Here is a 19,554-nt window from a genome sequence, read left to right on the forward strand (position 1 = left end):
TCGACGATACAAACCAAAGTCGCAAAGCGACGACAGAATCAGTCCAGCCGTTGTGCCCAAGTCCCGGCAGGGATGACAGCGCGTACGCCGTGGCGTGAGTCCGCCCCAAGGCCATCAATAGCTCCGGCGAGGCGGCACCAATGTACCTCACACGTCCTGCCCGCGAATCACGCAAATCACGCGAATGCCATCACCCGCTCGCAAGCTGAGTTATACATACCACCGAAACGAGTCCGCCCCAATTTTTCCAAGTCTCCAAAAAAAAGGGCACGAACCGTCGAAACGGAACGTGCCACCGAGCGGAAAGTGTGTGTGCTCCGTAAACGGAGCGGGGTACGGCACTTGCGGTGTTTTCCCCCGTCGCTACAAAAAAAACGCACATAATACAATACTATGTACGCCTTAGCTGAGAAGCCGCAAACAAAGTTACAACAAGTGTAGCTTTGCATAGGAGTTCCTGCCTCGGATGCTTAAGCGTAGCCAATCGGCGTCTGTTTTTCAAGAAGGTAAGTCAGTGTCGACGTGCTACTATCCCAGTCAAAAAACATAGACGAACCTTTGACTGATTTGAAAACTTGGTTGCGATTTAACTTCATCCCGGAAAATCGGCTGACTGTATCGATCATGATCTTTCGTTCCTCCACAGAAAGAAATGGGCAGCAAGCGAGGTCCGACGCAAGCATCAACGCATCTGCTCGCTTGCAGTTGTCCGGCATGCGATCCAAAAAAACTCTAATTTTCGACATGATTGCATTCCTGATCGCGCTGTATTGAGCACGATCTGAGGCAACGAAAAGCAGCCCAAGAACGGTGAAATAGTCAACCTCATCATCCAGCATGCATTTTGTTGCCGATAGCCATATCGAATGTAGTAAGTCCGGATGCGTCTCGTGCAACAAGTCACGAGATGCAAGTGGTATAAGCACAACAAGCAGCGGAAGCACAGGCACCAACTCACGTGAAATCGCGTTCGCACCAATTTTAGTGATTTGATTAACCATCTCCTCGTCAAGTCGATGCACCCGTGACACTCCGTCGTCATTACGACTTAACTTCTCTCGTCCGATCTCATAAAAGAGCGAGAATCGCACAGCCGTCTGGTATCTAAAGTCAAGTTCAAGAAGCCGGCTCGCAAATAAGACGATTCCACTTTCAACGTAGAGCTGGGATAAATTCGGCCCCGATCGCTCAAACTTCTTCTGCAAAATTGTCAATGCGTAGCTAACGCAACTTTCGTAAGTGCAATTTGATTCCGAAACAATACGTTTAAACTCTTTAAGCATTCGAAGCCCAATACCGCCATGCGGATGCGACTTCCGTTCTTTGTACGACCTGACTTGACTCTCATAACGATCCATCGAATCGCTGATTTTGTGCTTGAGGGCGCTCGCGTCAGACATGAATGGTGACTCTACCTGAGTCGTCTTAGACTCGTTGATTAGTAGTTTTACACGTCGCAGTTCTTCTCGAATTGCCGCCTCGACTTGATCGGCAACGACTTCGTCATTAAAGAAAATGAAGATATCGTCAACATATCGACGCACCTCATAGTGGGTTCCTGGCACAAAAGTTTTAAGCAACCTTACTTCTGCTGCTGAATCCACTGTTTGCAGCAGCAGTTCTGCAAACACTCTCGAAAGCTCCGGGCCAACGAGTATGCCGTGAGTCTCTCCATGGTTCATGCTGCTCATCAGTCTGTCGAACTGGGCGTCAAAAGTATGCCGTGCGTTTCGACTATCTTGTCTCTTGGCATTTGACTTACCACGAATCGCCCAGGAAATTGCGTGCGTGTAAATATTGTCGAAGCACGCCTGAACATCTAGCATGCGTTGGAAACGAAACCGCGACTCAAGCGATCCAAAGTCCTCAGAATCATAAAACGAATAAAGCAATCGAAACGGGCGATACGCAAAGTAGCGAGTTGGGTTTATCGATTGCTCTTTATCGCTATCGCTTCCTGGCCTAAGCGGAGTGTTTATCCTAAACCGTTTTGCGATGGCATATGGTGCACGCAGTGACCAGCCACTCTTACGACAGTTTACAATTACTTGGGTTGCAAATGTCTCAAGAAATTTCGCAACGGTCCGATAGTGGAACGGATGCATCACGTGGATTTGGCGTGGCTTCTTTCTGTCACGCACTAATTTGTAAACATATGGGATCGTTTCAAGAGGCTTATTGGCTTGACCTGGACAAACAGCCTTATCTAATTCGTGCTCCGCATTATCGCGGATGCGTTCGTAAATGGTGCGCAACGAGAATCGCGGTGGCACTTCATGCGGCAATATCTCGCTCAATAGCACTCTGTGGTGATCATTGGCGTCAATTCTCAAATAGTTTCGCATACCTAAAACACATCCCGTACCAGCCAAAGCCGTTTCCCGCTAAAACGGTGTCGAATGTTTAGTTTATAGCTCGCCGAAAAAGAAATCCGTCGGAGCAGTCGTAACTGTTCGGTTTTAAGCGAGGCATCGGTACCATCTGAGTTTATCGTCCGAATCCATTGATGTAGGTAACCATCCAAGCTGCTAAGTCGTTTTAAGTTAGTTAATTCAGGATGAGAAGACCGGAGGCCAATTTGAACGCGACGACGTGTGAAGTTGCTGTGAGTCGTAGTCCCGCCGGTAAGGTAGCGAAGGCGATCACGAAGCAGTAGAAAATCTTTGCTTTCCTGGAATGCTAGAAACACACGGTCCAAGCGTTGGCGGATTTGAAGTTCCTTTCGCTCTGATAATCCGATCTCAATAGCGGTTCGTTTTTTGGCTTGTACTTTTTTCGTCAGCATAAACGAATAGCCCAGGTATTCAAATTCTGTCCTGTTCGCAATTCCGTCGTTCCAGTGACATTGCGACGTCTTTCCTCGGTTCAACGATAGTCCGGTAGGTAGTGCGCAATCCACTTTTTCCAATATATGTTCGCCTGATCGAGCAGCTGTGACAATGAGGATGTCATCAACAAATCGGCTATAGTAAACAACTCCAGGATGACAGATAACTTGGCGATCGAAATCTGCAAGAAAATGTTCAGCTAAGTCACTGCTTATGGCCAAACCATAATGTAACCGTTGCAAGGGATCGTCGTTGCATCTCAATAATGTCTTGCACCACTTGAATTCTACAGCTTTTAACTTTTTTCTGACTGAAGGCAAGTTCAGCGATTGTTCAGCAGGCATAGAACCAAAACACTTAGCAATATCCGTCCTGACAATAAAGTGAGGAACATCAGATTCCAGCACCGATTTTAACTGGCGACAGATTACTTGCCGAGATGGGGGGTGATGTATATCGCCGCTTCTTAGCACGCGACAACAATGCCGCAAAAAAAGTGCGTCTGCATACGACGTCACGCGAAGCGTTGATTTACCTCGATTGATAGTTGCCTCGACAGGCTGCGGCACATACGAGCGATCCGCAAACCTTGCGGCGATCTGAATTGCAGCCTCTTTTGGGCCAGGATGTCTCGCATCAATAAAGCGGAGGCAGTCATCTGCGCGAACTAAGGTTGTTATGTACTTAGGATCGCTTAGTCGTGTCATTGAAAGTAGAGCGTTTTCGGAGAGTCGGTAACTCGAGCGTAATAAGTGCGACCGAGCCTTTTTATGGATTACTCATTCTAAATAGCATTTTGCGAGTGATTTCCCAGCAGGCCTCGTTCGCCAACAGTGAATGTTTTACAAGAAGATGAGCACTCAGTCGACCTATCATACTATTGGTTGGTATGTCGTTGGCCTAGTGATGGCTCACAGGGAGCGCCCAAACGAACGGGCAAACGTATCAGGTTGCGTTTTTGGTGAAGGAAAGGTTCCCGGACTCAAATGCCCCTTCGGGATCAGCCCGTCGATGCCCCCATGGCTGACGCCGGATTCTCCGGTTTCGTCGGCCAGGGCTTGACTATATCGGATCGCCAAGTACCGGTGGCCGAATCGAGCACGGTATAGCATTCCCTTGGTATTGCGACGATAATTTTGCACATCGTTGTTGGCCTGCGGTATCAACGTTGGGATTTTGTTCACCTTGTCTTTTATCAACAGCCTGTAATCCAGCTCAGTGAACGAGAGAGAGATTGAGTATTTCAAGTCCTACGAACTCGCTCCTAGCACAAGTTCGCTTGTTCCCTTGGGCAAGTCGAAACAGGCGACGAGGTTTTGATCGTTGGCGATCCATGTTCCTGCGTCCAATGTCGATCTGTCGGACGCCTGGCGCAGTAGTGTGTGATCGTTTCCCTGCTGGAGACTCACCGGTCCCGCGGCGCCGTCGATTTGCAGCGTGTAGCGCTGTGCAGCAAAGGGGGCCGTGAGCGTTAGGCGATTCCCCTCGCGGCGGATCTCGGTCAGTTGTTTCGCGGCCCAATAACGGGCGATTTCGCTGAGCTTCATCCAGATCGTGTCGTCGGCGAATCGCGACGCCAACGATTGAACCACTCGTTTGAAAGAATTGAATCCTTCTTCACTGCCATTGCTGTACATCCCCGGCCAATGACAGATCATGACCGCCGGTTGCCGACGCTGGATCAGTTCGACCATTCGGCCGCTGGTCGCCGCGGCGTTGCAATAGCGGTCGGGGTCGGAGAGCGAATCGCCTTGCCAACCGCCAAACCAATCCCCCGTTCCCGCCGGAACGTTGACGGTTAACCGGACGTCGTCGGTCCCCACGCCGCGCAAATGTTCGAGCTTCGGCTCCGTACTCTCGTCCCCCGAGATGACGTATTTGAAATAGTGTGGCAGATCGACGCCGTAGACGTCGCGAACCGCCTGGTCGACCGCGATCGGCAATTCGGATTTCATCGAATTACCAAAGCCACCGGGTGTGGTGATTCCTTCGCAGGGGAGATCACAGTTCTTCACGATGCGAAGTGCATAAGCGAGATAGGCGGCCAATTCGTCGACGCTCTTCTTTTCCTGAGGATACGAATTCTCCATCGTTGCCGGGCTGATCTGCTGCATCGGTCGGCCGGTCTTCAGATCGATCACCCGCGTGTGCGTGATCATCTCGGGATGAATGTCCCAGTTGGGGAGCATCAATTCGCGGACAAGTTTTAAGCTGGACTGCAAATCGGCTCGCGACCAACCGGGCAATTCCCGATCGAGCCAGCCGACGCAGGCGGGATTGGGGACGATGCTGTATTTGCCTTTGACGCCCTGGTCGGCGCACCATTCTCCAAACTGGCGGACAAAGCTATCGGGGATCTCGCGCGGCCATGATCTCCACGGCTTTTGATACTCGGCGCGGTTTGGCATCGCGGTGGCGAACTGCGGAGTGCAAAAGTGTCCCATGTTCACCAAGCAGGTCGAATCATCGATGATGAACGACAGCGGCACGCGATCTCGCGGCATCAGCACCTGGACGCCTGCCGGCCGGGTCGGCAGCGGAGCAGGCGCGGTGAGCTCAGGCGTCTCGGCCAAACCTAAACGGGGCAGCCCCATACCAGCCACTGCCGTCGCGGCACCCCAAGCCGACCCGCGAAGAAACGCTCGCCGGTCCTGGATCCTCAATGTACGGTGCTGGTTCACGTCGGACACTCCCGGTTGCCGTTTGCCTCGCTCATGGCGGGCGCAACACGGCTCGCCGAACGGCCCTATTCTATCGTGCTCCGAAGGGCGGATGGAAACAACAAGACCTTCCGTCCCAAGGCAGGCAACTATTTGAGCTTAGAGCCGGACAGAAAAGCGAGTTCTAAAATCTGGTGCCGATCCAACCCGAGGTTTTCTGTCCGCTTCGAAGGCCGGCACATGGGGGCGATGAATGTGTGTCGGCCTCCGGCCTCTTGGATTGTTCGCACACAAGCAACCGGCGGCTTACGCGGCCGGCAGTTCGTATGTCGGCCTCCGGCCTGTGGTGCTGGCGATTTGTTTTGATCTGAGCAGGCGGGGCATGGAGTGCACGGGCGTTGAGATAGACAAGAAAAATGGAGGGCAGTGCTTTTCACCGGAGCACTCTATCGCGTCGTCATCGGCCCCATTTTCACGACTTCGAAGTCGCTCCCTCTGACTTGCCGGATCGGAGTCAGTTCATCATGCACCCAGCGATCGTCGGGAGCGCCACTGACAAACCAGTCGCCACCGTTGTCGGCCAGGATCATACCGTACGTTTTTAATCCTTCGAGCAGCACTCGCGCCGGGCCGCTGAATTTGGAAGTGTCAAAATCAGCTTTCAATCGCACTCTCATGCCCATCGGGGGCAGATCGGGATCGTTCTCTTTGCTCGCGAAATGTGAGGCGGGGAAAACGTAGGCGCGGCGAGACTTCTTCACAGTGAACCGCAACGCGTGCGTCAACTTTTTTGTCACACAGAGTTCATCGTAGCGAGCCAGACCAGGCAGGATCGGCAATCCGGCAGCATCGGCGCTGGTCCAGCCTGCCGGCCGCGGCTTCGGATCTTTCAGATCAAAGACCGCACCACTGGCAGCTTTCCACGACTTGCCGCCCTCGATCGGGAACGCATGAAACAACTCGTAGAGACGCCAGTTATCTTTGTCCAGGATAATCACATGCCGGTCGCCATCGCCTTGCGGACCGCCCTCGATAGGAGCATCTGGCGGAATGGGATAGGGACCTGGATCGCTTTCGCCCGCATAGCGAAACGTCACGGGCACCTTGGGCTGGTCACCGCCGACCACGTAATACGGGATGCCGCCCGGCGCCCCCTTCCAGATCAGGCCGAAGTCTTCATGCAGCCTGGTCTGAGCACCGATTCTGGCAATGATGGCGTCGCTTCGTGGATCGACCGGGTCTTTTGACACATCGCGATTCCACTCGTCGCCAGCTGGCATAAGACGAACGCCACCGAGGTCCGCATTCGGGCCGACTGGGAGCTGCGGATGTTGTGCCAACGCAGCGGTGGCGAACAGTAGGAGAGGAACCAGTAAGGCGGCTGTTGGTCGCATGGTCCGTTTACCCGAGTTTAAGCGGTTCGTTTCAGGAAATGCCATGAAACCAATCATACCAGAAACGGCGTCGGATTCTCCGATCGGTGCCAGCCATGAAGAACGCCCAAGAGGCGCGGAGGCTTTTTAATGGACGCACGGAACCAACGACGCCCTACGTCCTAGGGCAGGCAACGCGTGGCGGCTGATACCTCATACAGCCCTGGCAGACTGATACCCAGCCCTGCAGGCTGGGCTATGCAAATTGCTGGACCTTCGGCCCGCGCCAGGCCTGTGAGGAATGTTCCTGTCCCTTTCGCCGTTGCCCATCGCATTCATCCGAGTCCGGGCCGCAGGCTCGGCCATTTGCATAGCCCAGGCCATCGGCCTGGGTTCTAGTGGCGATGATTGACATGGTTGGGCTGTAGGCCCGGTCGATTGTCACCACCTACCCCGGGGCGTTGCCCCTTCGCCCATTGTGAAATGAAACCGGGCGTCGTCGGCTGATACCCAGCCCTGCAGGCTGAGCTATGCAAATTACTGGACCTTCGGCCCGCGCCAGGCTTGTGAGGAACGTGCCTGTCCCTTTCGCCGTTGCCCATCGCATTCATCCGAGTCCGGGCCGCAGGCTCGACCATTTGCATAGCCCAGGCCATCGGCCTGGGTTCTAGCGGCGATGATTGACATGGTTGGGCTGTAGGCCCGGTCGATTGTCACCACCTACCCCGGGGCGTTGCCCCTTCGCCCATTGTGAAATGAAACCGGGCGCCGTCGGCTGATACCCAGCCCTGCAGGCTGGGCTATGCAAATTGCTGGACCTTCGGCCCGCGCCAGGCCTGTGAGGAATGTTCCTGTCCCTTTCGCCGTTGTCTGCGACTTGCGTAGAAGTGACAGTATTTTAGCCCTGGCCCTCGTCGGGCCCCGATTCCCCGAACCTATTTGAGAAGACTGAAAACGAGCGTGCCGACGGTGATTAAGCCGAGGACGACCACGAGCAGGTTGGGCATAACCTTCAACTTCTTCCGCAACGAGGGACCAAACTGGCCGATCAACAGCAGCGAAACAACGATCCCTAGAATCGCTCCCGCGGTGATGCCTTTGGCGATCAGAAACGCCGAGATTAGAAGGAGTCCGCCGGTGATGCTGCCTGCGATTAAAGAAGCCTTGCTTTGAGCTTTGACATAGCCCATGACGCCTCCAAAGACGACAAAAGCTCCAAAGATTGCTGTCACGATTACCGGAAAGTCCACACAAGTCTCTTTATTTCAATTGCCAAGTTCCGGCAGCAATGATTCCGCGGATTCGAACACAGATCGATCCACGCAAGCTGCCTTTCCCCGAATTGTAGTGGCTCGCCCCCAAGCTGCTAAGCCGCTGGTGGAGAGTCCATTCATTTTTGTTTACCCCCACAATACCGTTCAACGAAGCGTGGTGGACGAGGCTGCGAGTCCTTTTGCATGCATCAGACCAAATCGCTGGGACTCGTAACCTCGTCCACTACATCCCGCCGCTAATTCTTGCGACGGTCCGAGGCTCCTTCGTTGAACGGTATTGCGTTTAACCGCAGGCGTCGCCCCGCGTCTTTGAAGGGTACGCGGACCGATGGGCACGCGGTTAAACGCAATACCGTTCAGAGAAGCGTCGTGGACGAGGTTACGAGTCCTTTTGCATCAGACCCAATCGCTGGGACTCGTAACCTCGTCCACTACGTCCCGCCGCCAATTCTTTCGACGGTCCGAGGCTCCTTCGTTGAAAGGTATTGCGGTTAAACGAAAAAAGACAACCACTGCGTCTTTCCGCCTCGATGAGAAAGCACTCGATCGCGTCCTATCGCACGATGCACAACGCACAAACAACGGGACCCACCGGTCCTCGAGAAGCATTTTTCAACAGCCGTTCCTTACAAACGGAAACGGATCGGCAGGACTTCTTCGCTGGCGACCGGACGGCCGTAGCGCCGCGCTGGCTGGCCGGTCCACCTTTTGACAGCCTCCATCGCCGCATCGTCGAGCGTTGCGTGACCGCTCGACTCGACAACCTCCACATCTTCCACGCGCCCCGTCGAATCGACGAACAGTCGCAACAAGACCGTCCCCTGCAGACGGTCCCGGACAGCTTGGCTCGGGTATTGCGGCGGTTCGTTTGCGGTGAAACTGGCCGGTTCTTTCTCCGACAGTCCCGTCTGCTGTTGGATCGGAATGGTGGTGGCCGTTGGAGGAAGCATGCGGCTGGCAACCGCGCGGCGCACCACGGGCATCGTTTGCGGTGTCACTTCCGGAGGCGTCGGTGGGACCGGTGGGCGGTGCAGCAACGGCGCAGGGCGATCGGTTTGAAATTCGATCGGATCCTCGCGCGGCAACGGAGGCGTCGGTTCGATCGTCATCGCCACCGATTCGACCGCCGCGGGCTGAGCGATACTCAATTGAATCGAGATCACATTCCGCTGCCCCGATGACGTAAACCGCTCGCTGACCGCCAACGGCACCGCGCACATCGCCACCAGCGCCGACGCATGGACGGCGAAGGCAAAGCTGGTCGAGCGGAAATAGAGGTTCAAAATCGGTTCACGCCACTGGGGAAAGCTCGTTCTATTTGGTCAAGTATAACTTGCCGGCCGAAGTTACCCGAAGCCGGTAGACCGCATCGCCATGTTGAATCCAGACCTCCCGCCGACCGCACAACAAATCGCTCGATGAAACGATCCGCGGTCGGTCATCGGATTCCCCAAGCGGTTTCTCGGCGGGATCATCTGGCGGGAAGCGTTCATTGTCGTCGGGCATTCGGTGGCGATGCGGGTGAAGGGCAAAGAGAGAGCGGCACGGGGACGGCGGCACGGGATCCTGAGTCCCTCGCGAGGCAGCCAACCCTTTTCTATGCACACGCTATGCCAGACGCTGCACTGGCCAGGATTTAGCGGGATAAGCCGCAGAACGCTGCGCCGCCGCCCAGATCTGTCGCGGTCGCCGCTTACCTGCGATCGGGCAGATGGCGGATTCGCCACCCTACGAGATGGATTTTCCGTCGCGAAACTCGCCGCAATGGCAGCCTTTTGCTCCTCTTGGGTTGAGTTTGACGGTCCGGTTGTGAAGATCGAAGCGGCTGGACCGGGGGGACCGATAGTCCTCGATGTAGCACTCGGAACGATTAGGCACGTCTAGCTCGGTCGCCACGGCACGCCCATCGTTCCGGCTTGAAGGACAATTCGATGAGAAAGTTATTTGCGTTCGCCCTCGCTGCCGTTCCAACAGTGGGGTTGAATTTGTACGCCGACCAGCCGATTCAGCCGGTCGTAAGATTAGCTGCACTGATGCAGGAGGATGCTCAGCCGACGCTGCCTGGGATCGAGATTCGACCTCCCGTCGTGGAAGCTCCCGAACCGGCAGTCGACACGCCCGCGACGCCATCCGAAGGTTCGAGTCTGCTCGATTCGCCAGCGGTTGACTTCGACTTTCCGCCAGCGGAGCAGTCACCGTTGGGCGATCTGACAGCTCCGTTTCCCTCGGATCCCGCGCCGCCAAACAACAGCGCCAACCAGCCTGCGAGCGCGACAACCAATCCGTGGACCAGCGGCGGGTTCCCGTCGTTGAGTCAGCAGACGTTTGGCGGAACCGCCAGCGATCCGACCGGACTCAACAGCGTCCTGCGGAGCGAGTCGAGTATTTGGGATGCGCCACAGCTGGGGACGATCGTCGATCGCCAGGATCTCGAGCGACGGCAGGCATCGTCGATGTACCGGGCGTTGCAAAACGAGGTCGGCGTGTTGTTGCAACAGACCGGCAACGGGCAACTGTCTCCCTTCATCCGCGGCCTGACCGGCCAACAGATCCTGGTGCTGATCGATGGCATCCGGATGAACACCAGCATCTTGCGTCCCGGGCCCAACCAATACACCGGCACGATCGATCCGGGAACGATCGAGCGGATCGAAGTCATCCGCGGTGCGGAATCGGCGATCTGGGGAAGCGATGCGATCGGCGGCGTGATCAACGTCGTCACGCGATCGGCCGATCCGATGCGCGGCGACTACCTGAGCCCTCAGTTCACTCAGTTCTACAGCACTGCCGAAGCCTCTTCGTACACGCGGACTGCGTTCAGCGGATGGTATGGCGCGACCGGCGTCACCGGCGGCGTGTCGTATTATGACGTCGGCAACCTCGACATCGGTGGCGACATGGGCCGCCAAGCCGCGACCGACTACACACAATACGCCGGCGATATCAAGCTGCAACGGATGATCCACCGCGATCACATGTTAACCGTCGCCCTGCAGCACTTCGAACAGAACGACCTCAAACGCAGCGACCGCTTTTTGCCGTTTGTGCTCGGGCCGCCCTCCAACGGAAACATCCCGACTCAGCGACCCACCGTCTTCGACCCTCAGCAACGCGACCTGATCTACGCTCGCCTGGAAGGTATCGTCGAAGACGACCTGTTCTTCGCCGACGCCTACTCCTTCACCATGTCCGGTTCGCGAACGAAAGAGGCGACCGTCGTCGACCGATACGCCGACAACGATCCGACCTCGGTCCCAACGCGTCGCGAGATCGGTGAGTTCGACGACCTCGGCTGGGGCAGCGTGATGTCGATCGTCAAAGACATCGGCGACTTTGGAACGCTGACCTATGGAGCGGATTACTACGACGAATCGATCGACGCTCAACGCGTGCGGATCGACAATCCGACCACCGGCGGCGCGACGCCAACGCCTATCGATCCGCAATACCCCGACGATTCCAAAGCCGACCGCGTGGGAGTCTATCTGTCGTGGCACGTTCCGTTGACCGAACGGCTCGACGCGACCTCGAGCGTCCGCTACGAAAACATCAACGTCTCGGGGACGCCCAACTTCACAACCCTCGGGCCAACCTACTTTGAACGCTCCTATCAAGACTGGATCGGCAGCGTCGGCCTCAGCTATCGCTTGACCGACGAGTGGCGTTTGATCGGCGGCGTCTATGAAGGCTTCCGCGCCCCGACGATCGATGACCTGACCGCCAACAAGGACTCGCTGCAGAACAACGTCTCGGTGCCGCTGGTCGGCAACCTGGCGGTGCAGCCCGAGCACAGCCTGACCTATGAAGTCGGATTCAAGTTCAATTACGATCGGCTGCGGATGCAGGTGGTCGAGTTCTGGACCGACTTCGACAGCTTTCTGTCTCGCGAAACGATTGGCGGCGTCGACTTCCTGACCAATCAAACCGCGTACCTCAACGGTACCGAACTGACGGGCGAATACATGCTGCACCGCAACCTGGCCCTCTACGGCAACTTCGCCTACACCTACGGCCAGCTGACCAGCAGCAACGAACCGATCTCGCGGATCCCGCCGATCCAGGGGATCGTGGGGCTGCGATTCGATGAGCCGAAACAAGGCTGCTATTTCGACATCTACACTTGGATGGTCGATCGAGCGGATCGCTACAACGACGCGAACCTCGGCGACGTCCGGTTCATCCCGGGCGGCACGCCAGGCTATGCGACGTTAAACATCCGGACCGGGCAGCGGTTTGGGGACGCCAACCAGCACCTCGTGTCGATCGGCTTGGAAAACATCACCAACAAGTACTATCGAGTGCTCGGCAGCGGCGTCGATGGAGCTGGTTTCAACGCTATTTTCGGATACCAATACGAACTGTAGACGCTCGCCAAACATCGCCTGCGAAAAACAAAAGCCGCGTAGGAAACGGAATCCTCCGATTTCAAACGCGGCTTTTTCGTGGCTTCAACAGACCGCTACATTCGCGGCACGACATCGATCCCTAACAACTTCAGTCCTTGGCGCAGGATCCTCGCCGTGGCGGTGACGATCGCCAATCGGCTGTGCAGCGTCGCGTCGTCGTCCGCTTTCAGAACGGGGCATTGTTCGTAGAAGCTCGAATAGGCTTTGGCGACATCGTACAGGTAGTCGACGATTACGTTGGGGCGATAATCTTCCAACGACTGGTCGATCGCTTCACCGAATTGCAGCAACCGGATCACCAACGCTCGTTCGGCGGGGGCACCGATCAGGATCGCCGAATCACCGTCGATCACTTGCTGTTCGCTCGATTCGGCGCGGCTGAGGATACTCTGCATCCGCGCGTAGGAGTATTGAATGTAGGCCGACGTGTTGCCGTCCAAGGAGACCATTTTTTCGAGACTGAACTTGTAGTCGCTGGTTCGGTTGTGAGCCAGATCGGCGTATTTGATCGCTCCATGCCCCACGACTCGCGAGATCGTCTGCTTCTCATCGTCCGACAGCGGCGGATCGATCTTCGCCACGCGATCGGGATCGCAGACCGCGGCAAAGGCAGCGTCGACGGCGTCGTCCAAGAGAGCTTCCAGCCCGACGGTCGATCCCGATCGGGTCTTGAACGGCTTGCCCGATTCATCCAACACGGTGCCGAAGGGGAGATGCTTCAGTTGCACGTCGCCGCAGCCGAGCTTGCGTCCGACGATGAAGACCTTTTCAAAGTGCTCTGCCTGGCGATGGTCGGTGACGATCAAGATCTCGTCGGGAGACCACTCGCGCATCCGATACTCCAGCGTCGCCAGATCGGTCGTCGCGTACAGGTAAGCCCCGTCCTTTTTGCGGACGATCATCGGCGCTTCGAATTCGGGCAGGAAGACGCACAACGCGCCATCGCTCGGCTGAGCCAAGCCGGCGGTTTCCAGTTGTTCGATCACTCCGCCCAGCATCTCGTGGTAGAAGCTCTCGCCGTGCTGATGGTCGAACGAGATGTCCAACCGCGTGTAGATCTTGTCGATCTCGTCGCGGCAAAACGGCAGGACTTCATGCCACAGCGCCAGGTTCTCCTTGTCCCCTTCGTGCAGCTTGGCCGTCTCTTGCAGCACAGTCGCAGCGATCTCTGGGTGGGCGAGCGCCAGATCGTGCAGCGATTTGTCGGCTTCGACCGCCGCAATTTTCTGACGCGTCGATTCCAGGTCGTCGCGCGTGCTCTGCAGCTTCCGCTCCGCAGCGGCTACGTTTTTCAGAGCCTTCTTTTTTGCTTTCTTCTCGGTCTCGGCAGCTTCCGCGGCAACGGCTGTCGCCAGATCGGCTGTCGCTTTTTCGATCGCCGCAGCGCGCTGGGGCAGCGAAGCGACGCTGTTGTGATAATCGATCAGGTTGTTGACAAGCCGATACAGACGCAGCAATTCGGCGACCGGATGCGACTGAAACGCCTCGCGGTCGAGGAAGTGCTTGTAGCCGTAGATCACCATGCCAAACTGAGTGCCCCAGTCGCCGACATGGTTGTCGGTGATCACGGTATGGCCAGCGAACCGCAGCAGTTCGGCGATCGCACTGCCGATCACTGTCGATCGGATGTGCCCGACGTGCATCGGTTTGGCGACGTTGGGCCCCGAATAATCGAGGACCACGGTGCGAGGATTGGCGGCCGTGGAGACGCCCAACCTTGGATCGCGCAACATCGCTGTCGCCTGCTGAGCCAGCCAGTCATCCTTTAATCGCAGGTTGATAAATCCGGGGCCCGCGATTTCCGGCGGATCGCAGAGATCGTCGATTTGCAGCGCCGCGACGATCGATTCAGCGATCTCGCGTGGCGGCTTGCCCAATTCATTTTTCAGCGGCATCGCGCAGTTGGACTGATAATCGCCGAACTTGGGATCTTGCGTCGGACGCAGCAATTGAGCGGCTTCGTCGGGCGAAGAGGTCAGACCGGCCAAAGCGGCGGAAAAGCGGTGTTTCAGTTCTTGCTGGATTTGCATGGGTCGATGGAGCAATAAAAGGGGAGTCGCCAGTCCTGAGGTTTTATAGAGGAAGGCTATCAGATCTTGAATTTCCGTCGAGGGCAGGTCGTCCGAAGTGGGCCGGCAGTTCGCCGCGAAACACGGGGTTTGCCAGGTTTCTGGCGGCGATGCCGATTTGCCTCGATCGGCCCGGTCTGCTACAAGGGGACGACGACTTTCTCGCGAATCCTTCCTCGCCACTCGCGGAAGCGGCCGCGTTCGTCCGGGGTGGTGACGGCACGATTTTATCCACTCGGGCAATTGCTCCGAAGCCACCGATAAGCCTACAAAAAAGTTCCCCATGGACGCAGAGATACCGCTTCCTTTGATCGTCACCGGAATCGCTGGTGTCGCCGGCTACAACGCATTCCGTTATTTCCGGGCTCGCTTTCCCGGCCAGGTCTACGGGGTTCGCCGCGAGGACAATTGGCCGCTTTCGGGCGATGGGATCCTGGGCTGCAATTCGGATGACTTCGATCGCTGGCAGGAAATCATCGACCAGATCCAACCCGCGGCGGTGCTGAACTGCGAGGGTTCGTGTGCGCTGAAGTCGTGCGAATTGGATCCCCAGATGGCCGAGCGGATCAATGTGACGAGCGTCGAAAATCTGCTCCGCGTGATCGCCCCGACAACCCGCTTCATCCATCTGTCGATCGACTTGGTCTTCTCGGGCGATAAAGAGGGGGGCTATACCGAAGAGGACACCCCCGATCCCGTGACCGTCTATGGCAAGACGATGGTCGCGGCGGAACGGTTGGTTTTGGAACGCCGCCCCGACGCCTGCATCTTGCGAATTTCGCTGCCGATGGGGATCAGTTTCAACGGGCACGCCGGCGCGATCGATTGGATCCAGTCTCGTTTTAAGAACGGTCGCCCCGCGACTCTCTACTTCGATGAAGTCCGCACGCCGACCTATACCGATTGCTTGATCCTGGTGTTGGAGCGATTGTTGGGGAACGATTTGGCCGGCCTGTATCACTGTGGTGGGCCGCGGAATTTGAGCCTCTACCAGATCGCTCAGATCGTCAATCGCGTCGGCGGCTACGATCCCAAGCTGCTGATGGGTTGTCCGCGAATCGACGCCGGACCAATGCCGCCGCGCGCGGGCAACGTGACGATGGATTCCAGCCGCTTGATCGCCGCGTTGGGCGATGAGGTCTTTCATCCGTGGCCGCTTGATTGTTCGATGGTCCCTAGCGATATCGACTGGCACCACGATCGATCGACGCTGCAGGGATCGCCCGAACTGTTGGCCGATGTGTTGTATCGCAATCCACGCCGCGTCGCCTCGATGCCAGAACTTGAGAGCATCGATTCCCCTTTGAATTCAAGGTGATGACGCGTGCGGATCACTTGTGCCATCCATTCGCTGACCGGCGGCGGAGCCGAACGCGTGATGGCCGGATTGGCCAGCCGATTGGCTGTCCAACACTCGGTCACGCTGATCACGCTCGATGCGGCAGCGCTCGATCGCTATCGATGTGACGACGCGGTTGTGCGAATCGGTTTGGACCAGATGTCCGAGAGCGGTTCGATCTTCGAAGCGATCTCCAGCAACCGACGCCGGATCGCCGCGATTCGCGCCGCGGTCGCCGCGAGCAGGCCCGACGTCGTCCTCAGCTTTTGCGACAAGATGAACATCCTGACGCTCGCCGCCTGCAAACCGCTGGCGGTGCCGGTCGTCGTCTCCGAGCGCAGCCAGCCCGCGCACCAACCGATCGGACGATTTTGGGAGACGCTGCGACGCTGGCACTATCCTCGCGCTGCAGCTTGCATCGTGCAGACCGCAGCCGCCGGCCGCGCGGTCGGAGCCTGGACCTCTGCCCAAACAACAATCATTCCCGCCGCGATCGATCCTCCTCAGGCAGACCGCATCGTCGACGATGTCGATCGCCGCGACAAAACATTGGTCTCGGTAGGCCGGTTGTCGGAGGAGAAGCAGATCGATCGCTTGATCGACGCCTTTGGGCGACTTCCCGAATCGCTGCACGATTGGAACTTGAAGATCTGCGGCGACGGACCGCAACGGGCGGCATTAGCTAAGCAAATCGAAACGCTTCGATTGAACGATCGTGTTGAATTGTGTGGCTGGTGCGACGACGTCGGGGCTGTGTTGGCGGGGGCGGGAGCGTTTGCATTGACAAGCCGCTACGAAGGCTTTCCCAACGCGTTACTGGAAGCGATGGTATCGGGCGTCCCGTCGCTGTCGGTCGATTGCGACAGCGGACCCGGCGAAATTATCGACGATTGCGAAACCGGTTTAATTGTCGAACAGGATGATCCCGATGCGTTAACCGCCGGCTTGGCTCGTCTTTTGGCCGACCGCGACCTGCGGCAACGCCTCTCGGACGCCGGACGTTTGGTTGTCGACCGGTACAGCTGGGATCGGTTCGTCAAGGCGTATGTGGATGTCTTGCGATCGGTGACCGCTTGATTCGATAGCCAATTTGGTCGACAGTATCGCTCCGCTTATTCGCTGATTCACGCTCTCCGAGGTCCCTGGTTTGACAACGCAGCCGTTCCCAATCCTGTTTGAAGACAATCATTTGTTGGTGATCGACAAGCCAGCGGGGATCGCAACGCAGGGAGTGACCGATGGGACCAGCGTGTTCGACCAGGCATCCGAATACATTCGCGTGAAGTATCAAAAACCGGGGAAGGTTTATCTGGGAATCGTCAGCCGTTTGGACACCGTCACCAGCGGCGTGTTGGTTCTGGCGCGGACCAGCAAAGCGGCCAGCCGGTTGTCGGATATGCTGCGACGGCGAACGATTGAAAAGCGTTATTTGGCGGTCGTCGAAGGAAAACTTCCCGATGCGGAAGGAACCTTTGTCGACTTCGTTCGCAAAGACGACGCGGCCCATCGGATGGTCGTCTGCCGCGAATCGACGGCGGATGCCAAACGAGCCGAACTGAAGTACCGCGTTATCGAATCTTCGGGCCAGCAGAGTTTGATCGAGGTCGAATTGATCACCGGTCGAAAGCATCAGATCCGCTTGCAGTTGGCCAGTCGCGGGATGCCGGTTATCGGCGATCGTAAATACGATGCGACGTTGACGTTCCCGCTGGGGATCGCACTGCACGCGTGGCAGTTGACGTTTGAACATCCGACGCGGCGCGAGCCGATGTCGTTTGAGTGCCGACCGCCGAAATCGTGGCAGCGGTTGTCGGTTCAACTGCCGTAGACGACTTCGGTAAACGTCGGCAATTCATCCGGCCAGGGCCGATGGCTATGCGATCGGTCCGACGGCCCGTTCGCACCACTGCAGCATCGCCTTGGACGCTTCGGCTTCTTCGCTGACCACCGCGGCCGCCCCCGCCTTCATGATTCGGTGGACGTTCCCCTGATAACGGCAGCGGACGATGATCTCCGCATCGTGGTTGATCCCACGCAGCGCGGTGACAATCTGCAGCGCCGCATCGTCGCTGGGAACGCTGACGATACACAAACCGCAGTTCTCGGCGCCGGCCCGGTGCAGGATGTCGGGATCGCGCGCGTCGCCGGCCGTTGTGTGAAAGCCTTGCTGAGCGAAGCCGTGCAGATTGATTGGGCTCTGGTCGACTAACCGCACCTCCGATCCCATGATCTCGAGCCGCGAAGCCAGTTGTCGGCCGATCAACCCGATTCCGATCACGATCACGTGCTGGGAAACCGCACTATCGCGTCGATGGTTCATGCGGTGCGGATCTTCGTCGGGCGATCGTTCGGTCCAACGCAAACCGTAACGAATCAACTGAGGCGTGAGTACCAACGTCCCCAAGGCGATGAACAGCATGCGGTTGTAATCGTCGCGGCTGATCAAGCCCAATCCAGCGGCTTCGGAGATCAGCAGGAAGGAGAACTCGCCCAGTTGGGCCAGTCCCAATCCCATCCCAAACGCAGTCTTCCACTGCAATCCGACCAGCTTCAGCGCGATCGAAGCGGCTCCACTTTTCAGCACCAACATGCCAACCAACCCAGCGGTCAGCAGTAGCGGTTCCTGGAAGAACATGCCGGGATCCAACAGCGTCCCGATCGTGACGAAGAAGATCACCGAAAACGATTCGCGAAACGGCAACACGATCGAATCGACCTGCCGGCTCAATCGATTGCCGCTCAAGATGATTCCTGCCGCCAAGGCACCAACGGCTGATGGCAGGCCCAATTGGTATGCCGACCAACAGACGCCACCCAACAAACAGAGTGTAAACAGCATCACAAGTTCGACGCTTCGCAGTCCCGCCAGGCTCGGCACGATCCAACGCCCGACAACGCTACGACAACCGATCAACGCTGCAAGAAAGATCGACGATTTGACAGCCAGCAACAGGTAGGTGGTGATCGTCGGCGGTTCGCCTTGATGCGTTAACAACGGGACCAGCAACATCAGCGGCACCAGGGCAACGTCTTGGAACAAAAGGATAGCGATCGCGCGGCGACCATGCGGCGAGGCTGTCAGTCCCCATTCGGCAAGCGCTTTGAAGACGAGAACCGTCGAACTGAGTGCGCCGGCAAATCCGGCCAGCACCGCGGCGTTTAAAGTCATCCCAAACGCCATGCAGACAAACGTCAACGGGACCGCGACAAGAAACATCTGCGTGGCGCCGCCAATCAGCGAATAGCGGCTGAGCCGCATCAGTTCTTCGAGCGAGAATTCCAACCCCACGGCGAACAGCAGCAACAGCGCCCCGAACTGAGCCAGCACCTCGAGTTCGTGGTCCTGTTGGTTGACCAGATTCAGCACGCCTCCGCCGATCAATGCCCCGACGACTAGATAGCCGACGAGCATCGAGACGCCGATCCGCTTGCAAATTGTCCCCGCGATCAAACCGGCTCCCAGCACAATCAAAACGTTGACGGTAAGCGATTCGATATCGTGCATTGTTGCCTAAGCGGCGTGAAGGAACGGCGGACCATCAAACGATCGATCGCTGGCAGGCTGCAACCAACGAATCGACAGCAAGTCTAACCCAATTCGGCGA

Annotated in this window: 14 protein-coding genes; 4 read left to right on the top strand and 10 right to left on the bottom strand. The window is 57.1% G+C overall.

Translation table 11 applies throughout. The features are described 5' to 3' along the window. Positions 1 to 470: 470 nt before the first annotated feature. The 8 genes from drt3b to hemP all read right to left on the bottom strand — a co-directional run bounded on the left by drt3b (position 471) and on the right by hemP (position 9,641). Positions 471 to 2,345 carry an antiviral reverse transcriptase Drt3b gene (gene drt3b / locus Poly24_RS16215; protein WP_145097523.1) on the bottom strand — a complete coding sequence of 625 codons (1,875 nt, stop codon included), beginning with the start codon at positions 2,343 to 2,345 and terminating at the stop codon, positions 471 to 473. A 2-nt stretch (positions 2,346 to 2,347) separates the two neighbouring features. After that, on the bottom strand, positions 2,348 to 3,535 hold the full coding sequence (gene drt3a / locus Poly24_RS16220) for an antiviral reverse transcriptase Drt3a (RefSeq protein ID WP_145097526.1): 1,188 nt from the start codon (positions 3,533 to 3,535) through the stop codon (positions 2,348 to 2,350). 204 nt (positions 3,536 to 3,739) lie between these two features. Beyond that, entirely contained in the window at positions 3,740 to 4,075 is a 336-nt protein-coding gene (locus Poly24_RS16225; RefSeq protein ID WP_145097529.1) for a hypothetical protein, read from the bottom strand. Positions 4,076 to 4,078: 3 nt separating this feature from the next. Beyond that, entirely contained in the window at positions 4,079 to 5,509 is a 1,431-nt protein-coding gene (locus tag Poly24_RS16230; RefSeq protein ID WP_231753176.1) for a hypothetical protein, read from the bottom strand. A 425-nt stretch (positions 5,510 to 5,934) separates the two neighbouring features. Further along, the gene (locus Poly24_RS16235) at positions 5,935 to 6,939 is read right to left on the bottom strand and encodes a hypothetical protein (RefSeq protein ID WP_197451958.1); all 1,005 of its coding nucleotides are present in this window, start codon (positions 6,937 to 6,939) and stop codon (positions 5,935 to 5,937) included. 857 nt (positions 6,940 to 7,796) lie between these two features. After that, a complete protein-coding gene (locus Poly24_RS16240) occupies positions 7,797 to 8,111 on the bottom strand; it encodes a TMEM14 family protein (RefSeq protein WP_145097532.1) in 315 nt (104 codons plus the stop codon). Positions 8,112 to 8,761: 650 nt separating this feature from the next. Then, the gene (locus Poly24_RS16245; protein WP_145097535.1) at positions 8,762 to 9,418 is read right to left on the bottom strand and encodes an energy transducer TonB; all 657 of its coding nucleotides are present in this window, start codon (positions 9,416 to 9,418) and stop codon (positions 8,762 to 8,764) included. A 31-nt stretch (positions 9,419 to 9,449) separates the two neighbouring features. After that, complete coding sequence (hemP, locus tag Poly24_RS16250; protein WP_145097538.1) at positions 9,450 to 9,641, bottom strand: hemin uptake protein HemP; 192 nt, start codon at positions 9,639 to 9,641, stop codon at positions 9,450 to 9,452. Between the two features lie 425 nt (positions 9,642 to 10,066). Here hemP and Poly24_RS16255 point away from each other — a divergent pair, with 425 nt between their 5' ends. Continuing rightward, positions 10,067 to 12,499 (top strand): TonB-dependent receptor, encoded by a 2,433-nt coding sequence (locus tag Poly24_RS16255; protein WP_145097541.1) that lies wholly within the window; start codon positions 10,067 to 10,069, stop codon positions 12,497 to 12,499. A gap of 95 nt (positions 12,500 to 12,594) precedes the next feature. Here Poly24_RS16255 and argS read toward each other — a convergent pair whose 3' ends face one another. Continuing rightward, positions 12,595 to 14,571, bottom strand: coding sequence for an arginine--tRNA ligase (argS, locus tag Poly24_RS16260; protein WP_145097544.1), 1,977 nt, complete (start codon positions 14,569 to 14,571; stop codon positions 12,595 to 12,597). Positions 14,572 to 14,893: 322 nt separating this feature from the next. Between argS and Poly24_RS16265 the strand changes: the two genes are divergently transcribed. From Poly24_RS16265 to Poly24_RS16275, 3 genes are all read left to right on the top strand, one after another. Then, a complete protein-coding gene (locus Poly24_RS16265) occupies positions 14,894 to 15,928 on the top strand; it encodes an SDR family oxidoreductase (protein ID WP_145097547.1) in 1,035 nt (344 codons plus the stop codon). 6 nt (positions 15,929 to 15,934) lie between these two features. After that, a complete protein-coding gene (locus Poly24_RS16270) occupies positions 15,935 to 17,026 on the top strand; it encodes a glycosyltransferase (protein WP_145097550.1) in 1,092 nt (363 codons plus the stop codon). Positions 17,027 to 17,096: 70 nt separating this feature from the next. Continuing rightward, entirely contained in the window at positions 17,097 to 17,777 is a 681-nt protein-coding gene (locus Poly24_RS16275) for an RluA family pseudouridine synthase (RefSeq protein WP_231753177.1), read from the top strand. Between the two features lie 45 nt (positions 17,778 to 17,822). Here the strand turns inward: Poly24_RS16275 and Poly24_RS16280 are convergent, their stop codons facing one another. Beyond that, positions 17,823 to 19,454, bottom strand: a complete 1,632-nt coding sequence (locus Poly24_RS16280; RefSeq protein WP_145097553.1) for a cation:proton antiporter — start codon at positions 19,452 to 19,454, stop codon at positions 17,823 to 17,825. Positions 19,455 to 19,554: the final 100 nt, after the last annotated feature.

The sequence above is a fragment of the Rosistilla carotiformis genome, from assembly GCF_007753095.1.
Lineage (GTDB): Bacteria > Planctomycetota > Planctomycetia > Pirellulales > Pirellulaceae > Rosistilla > Rosistilla carotiformis.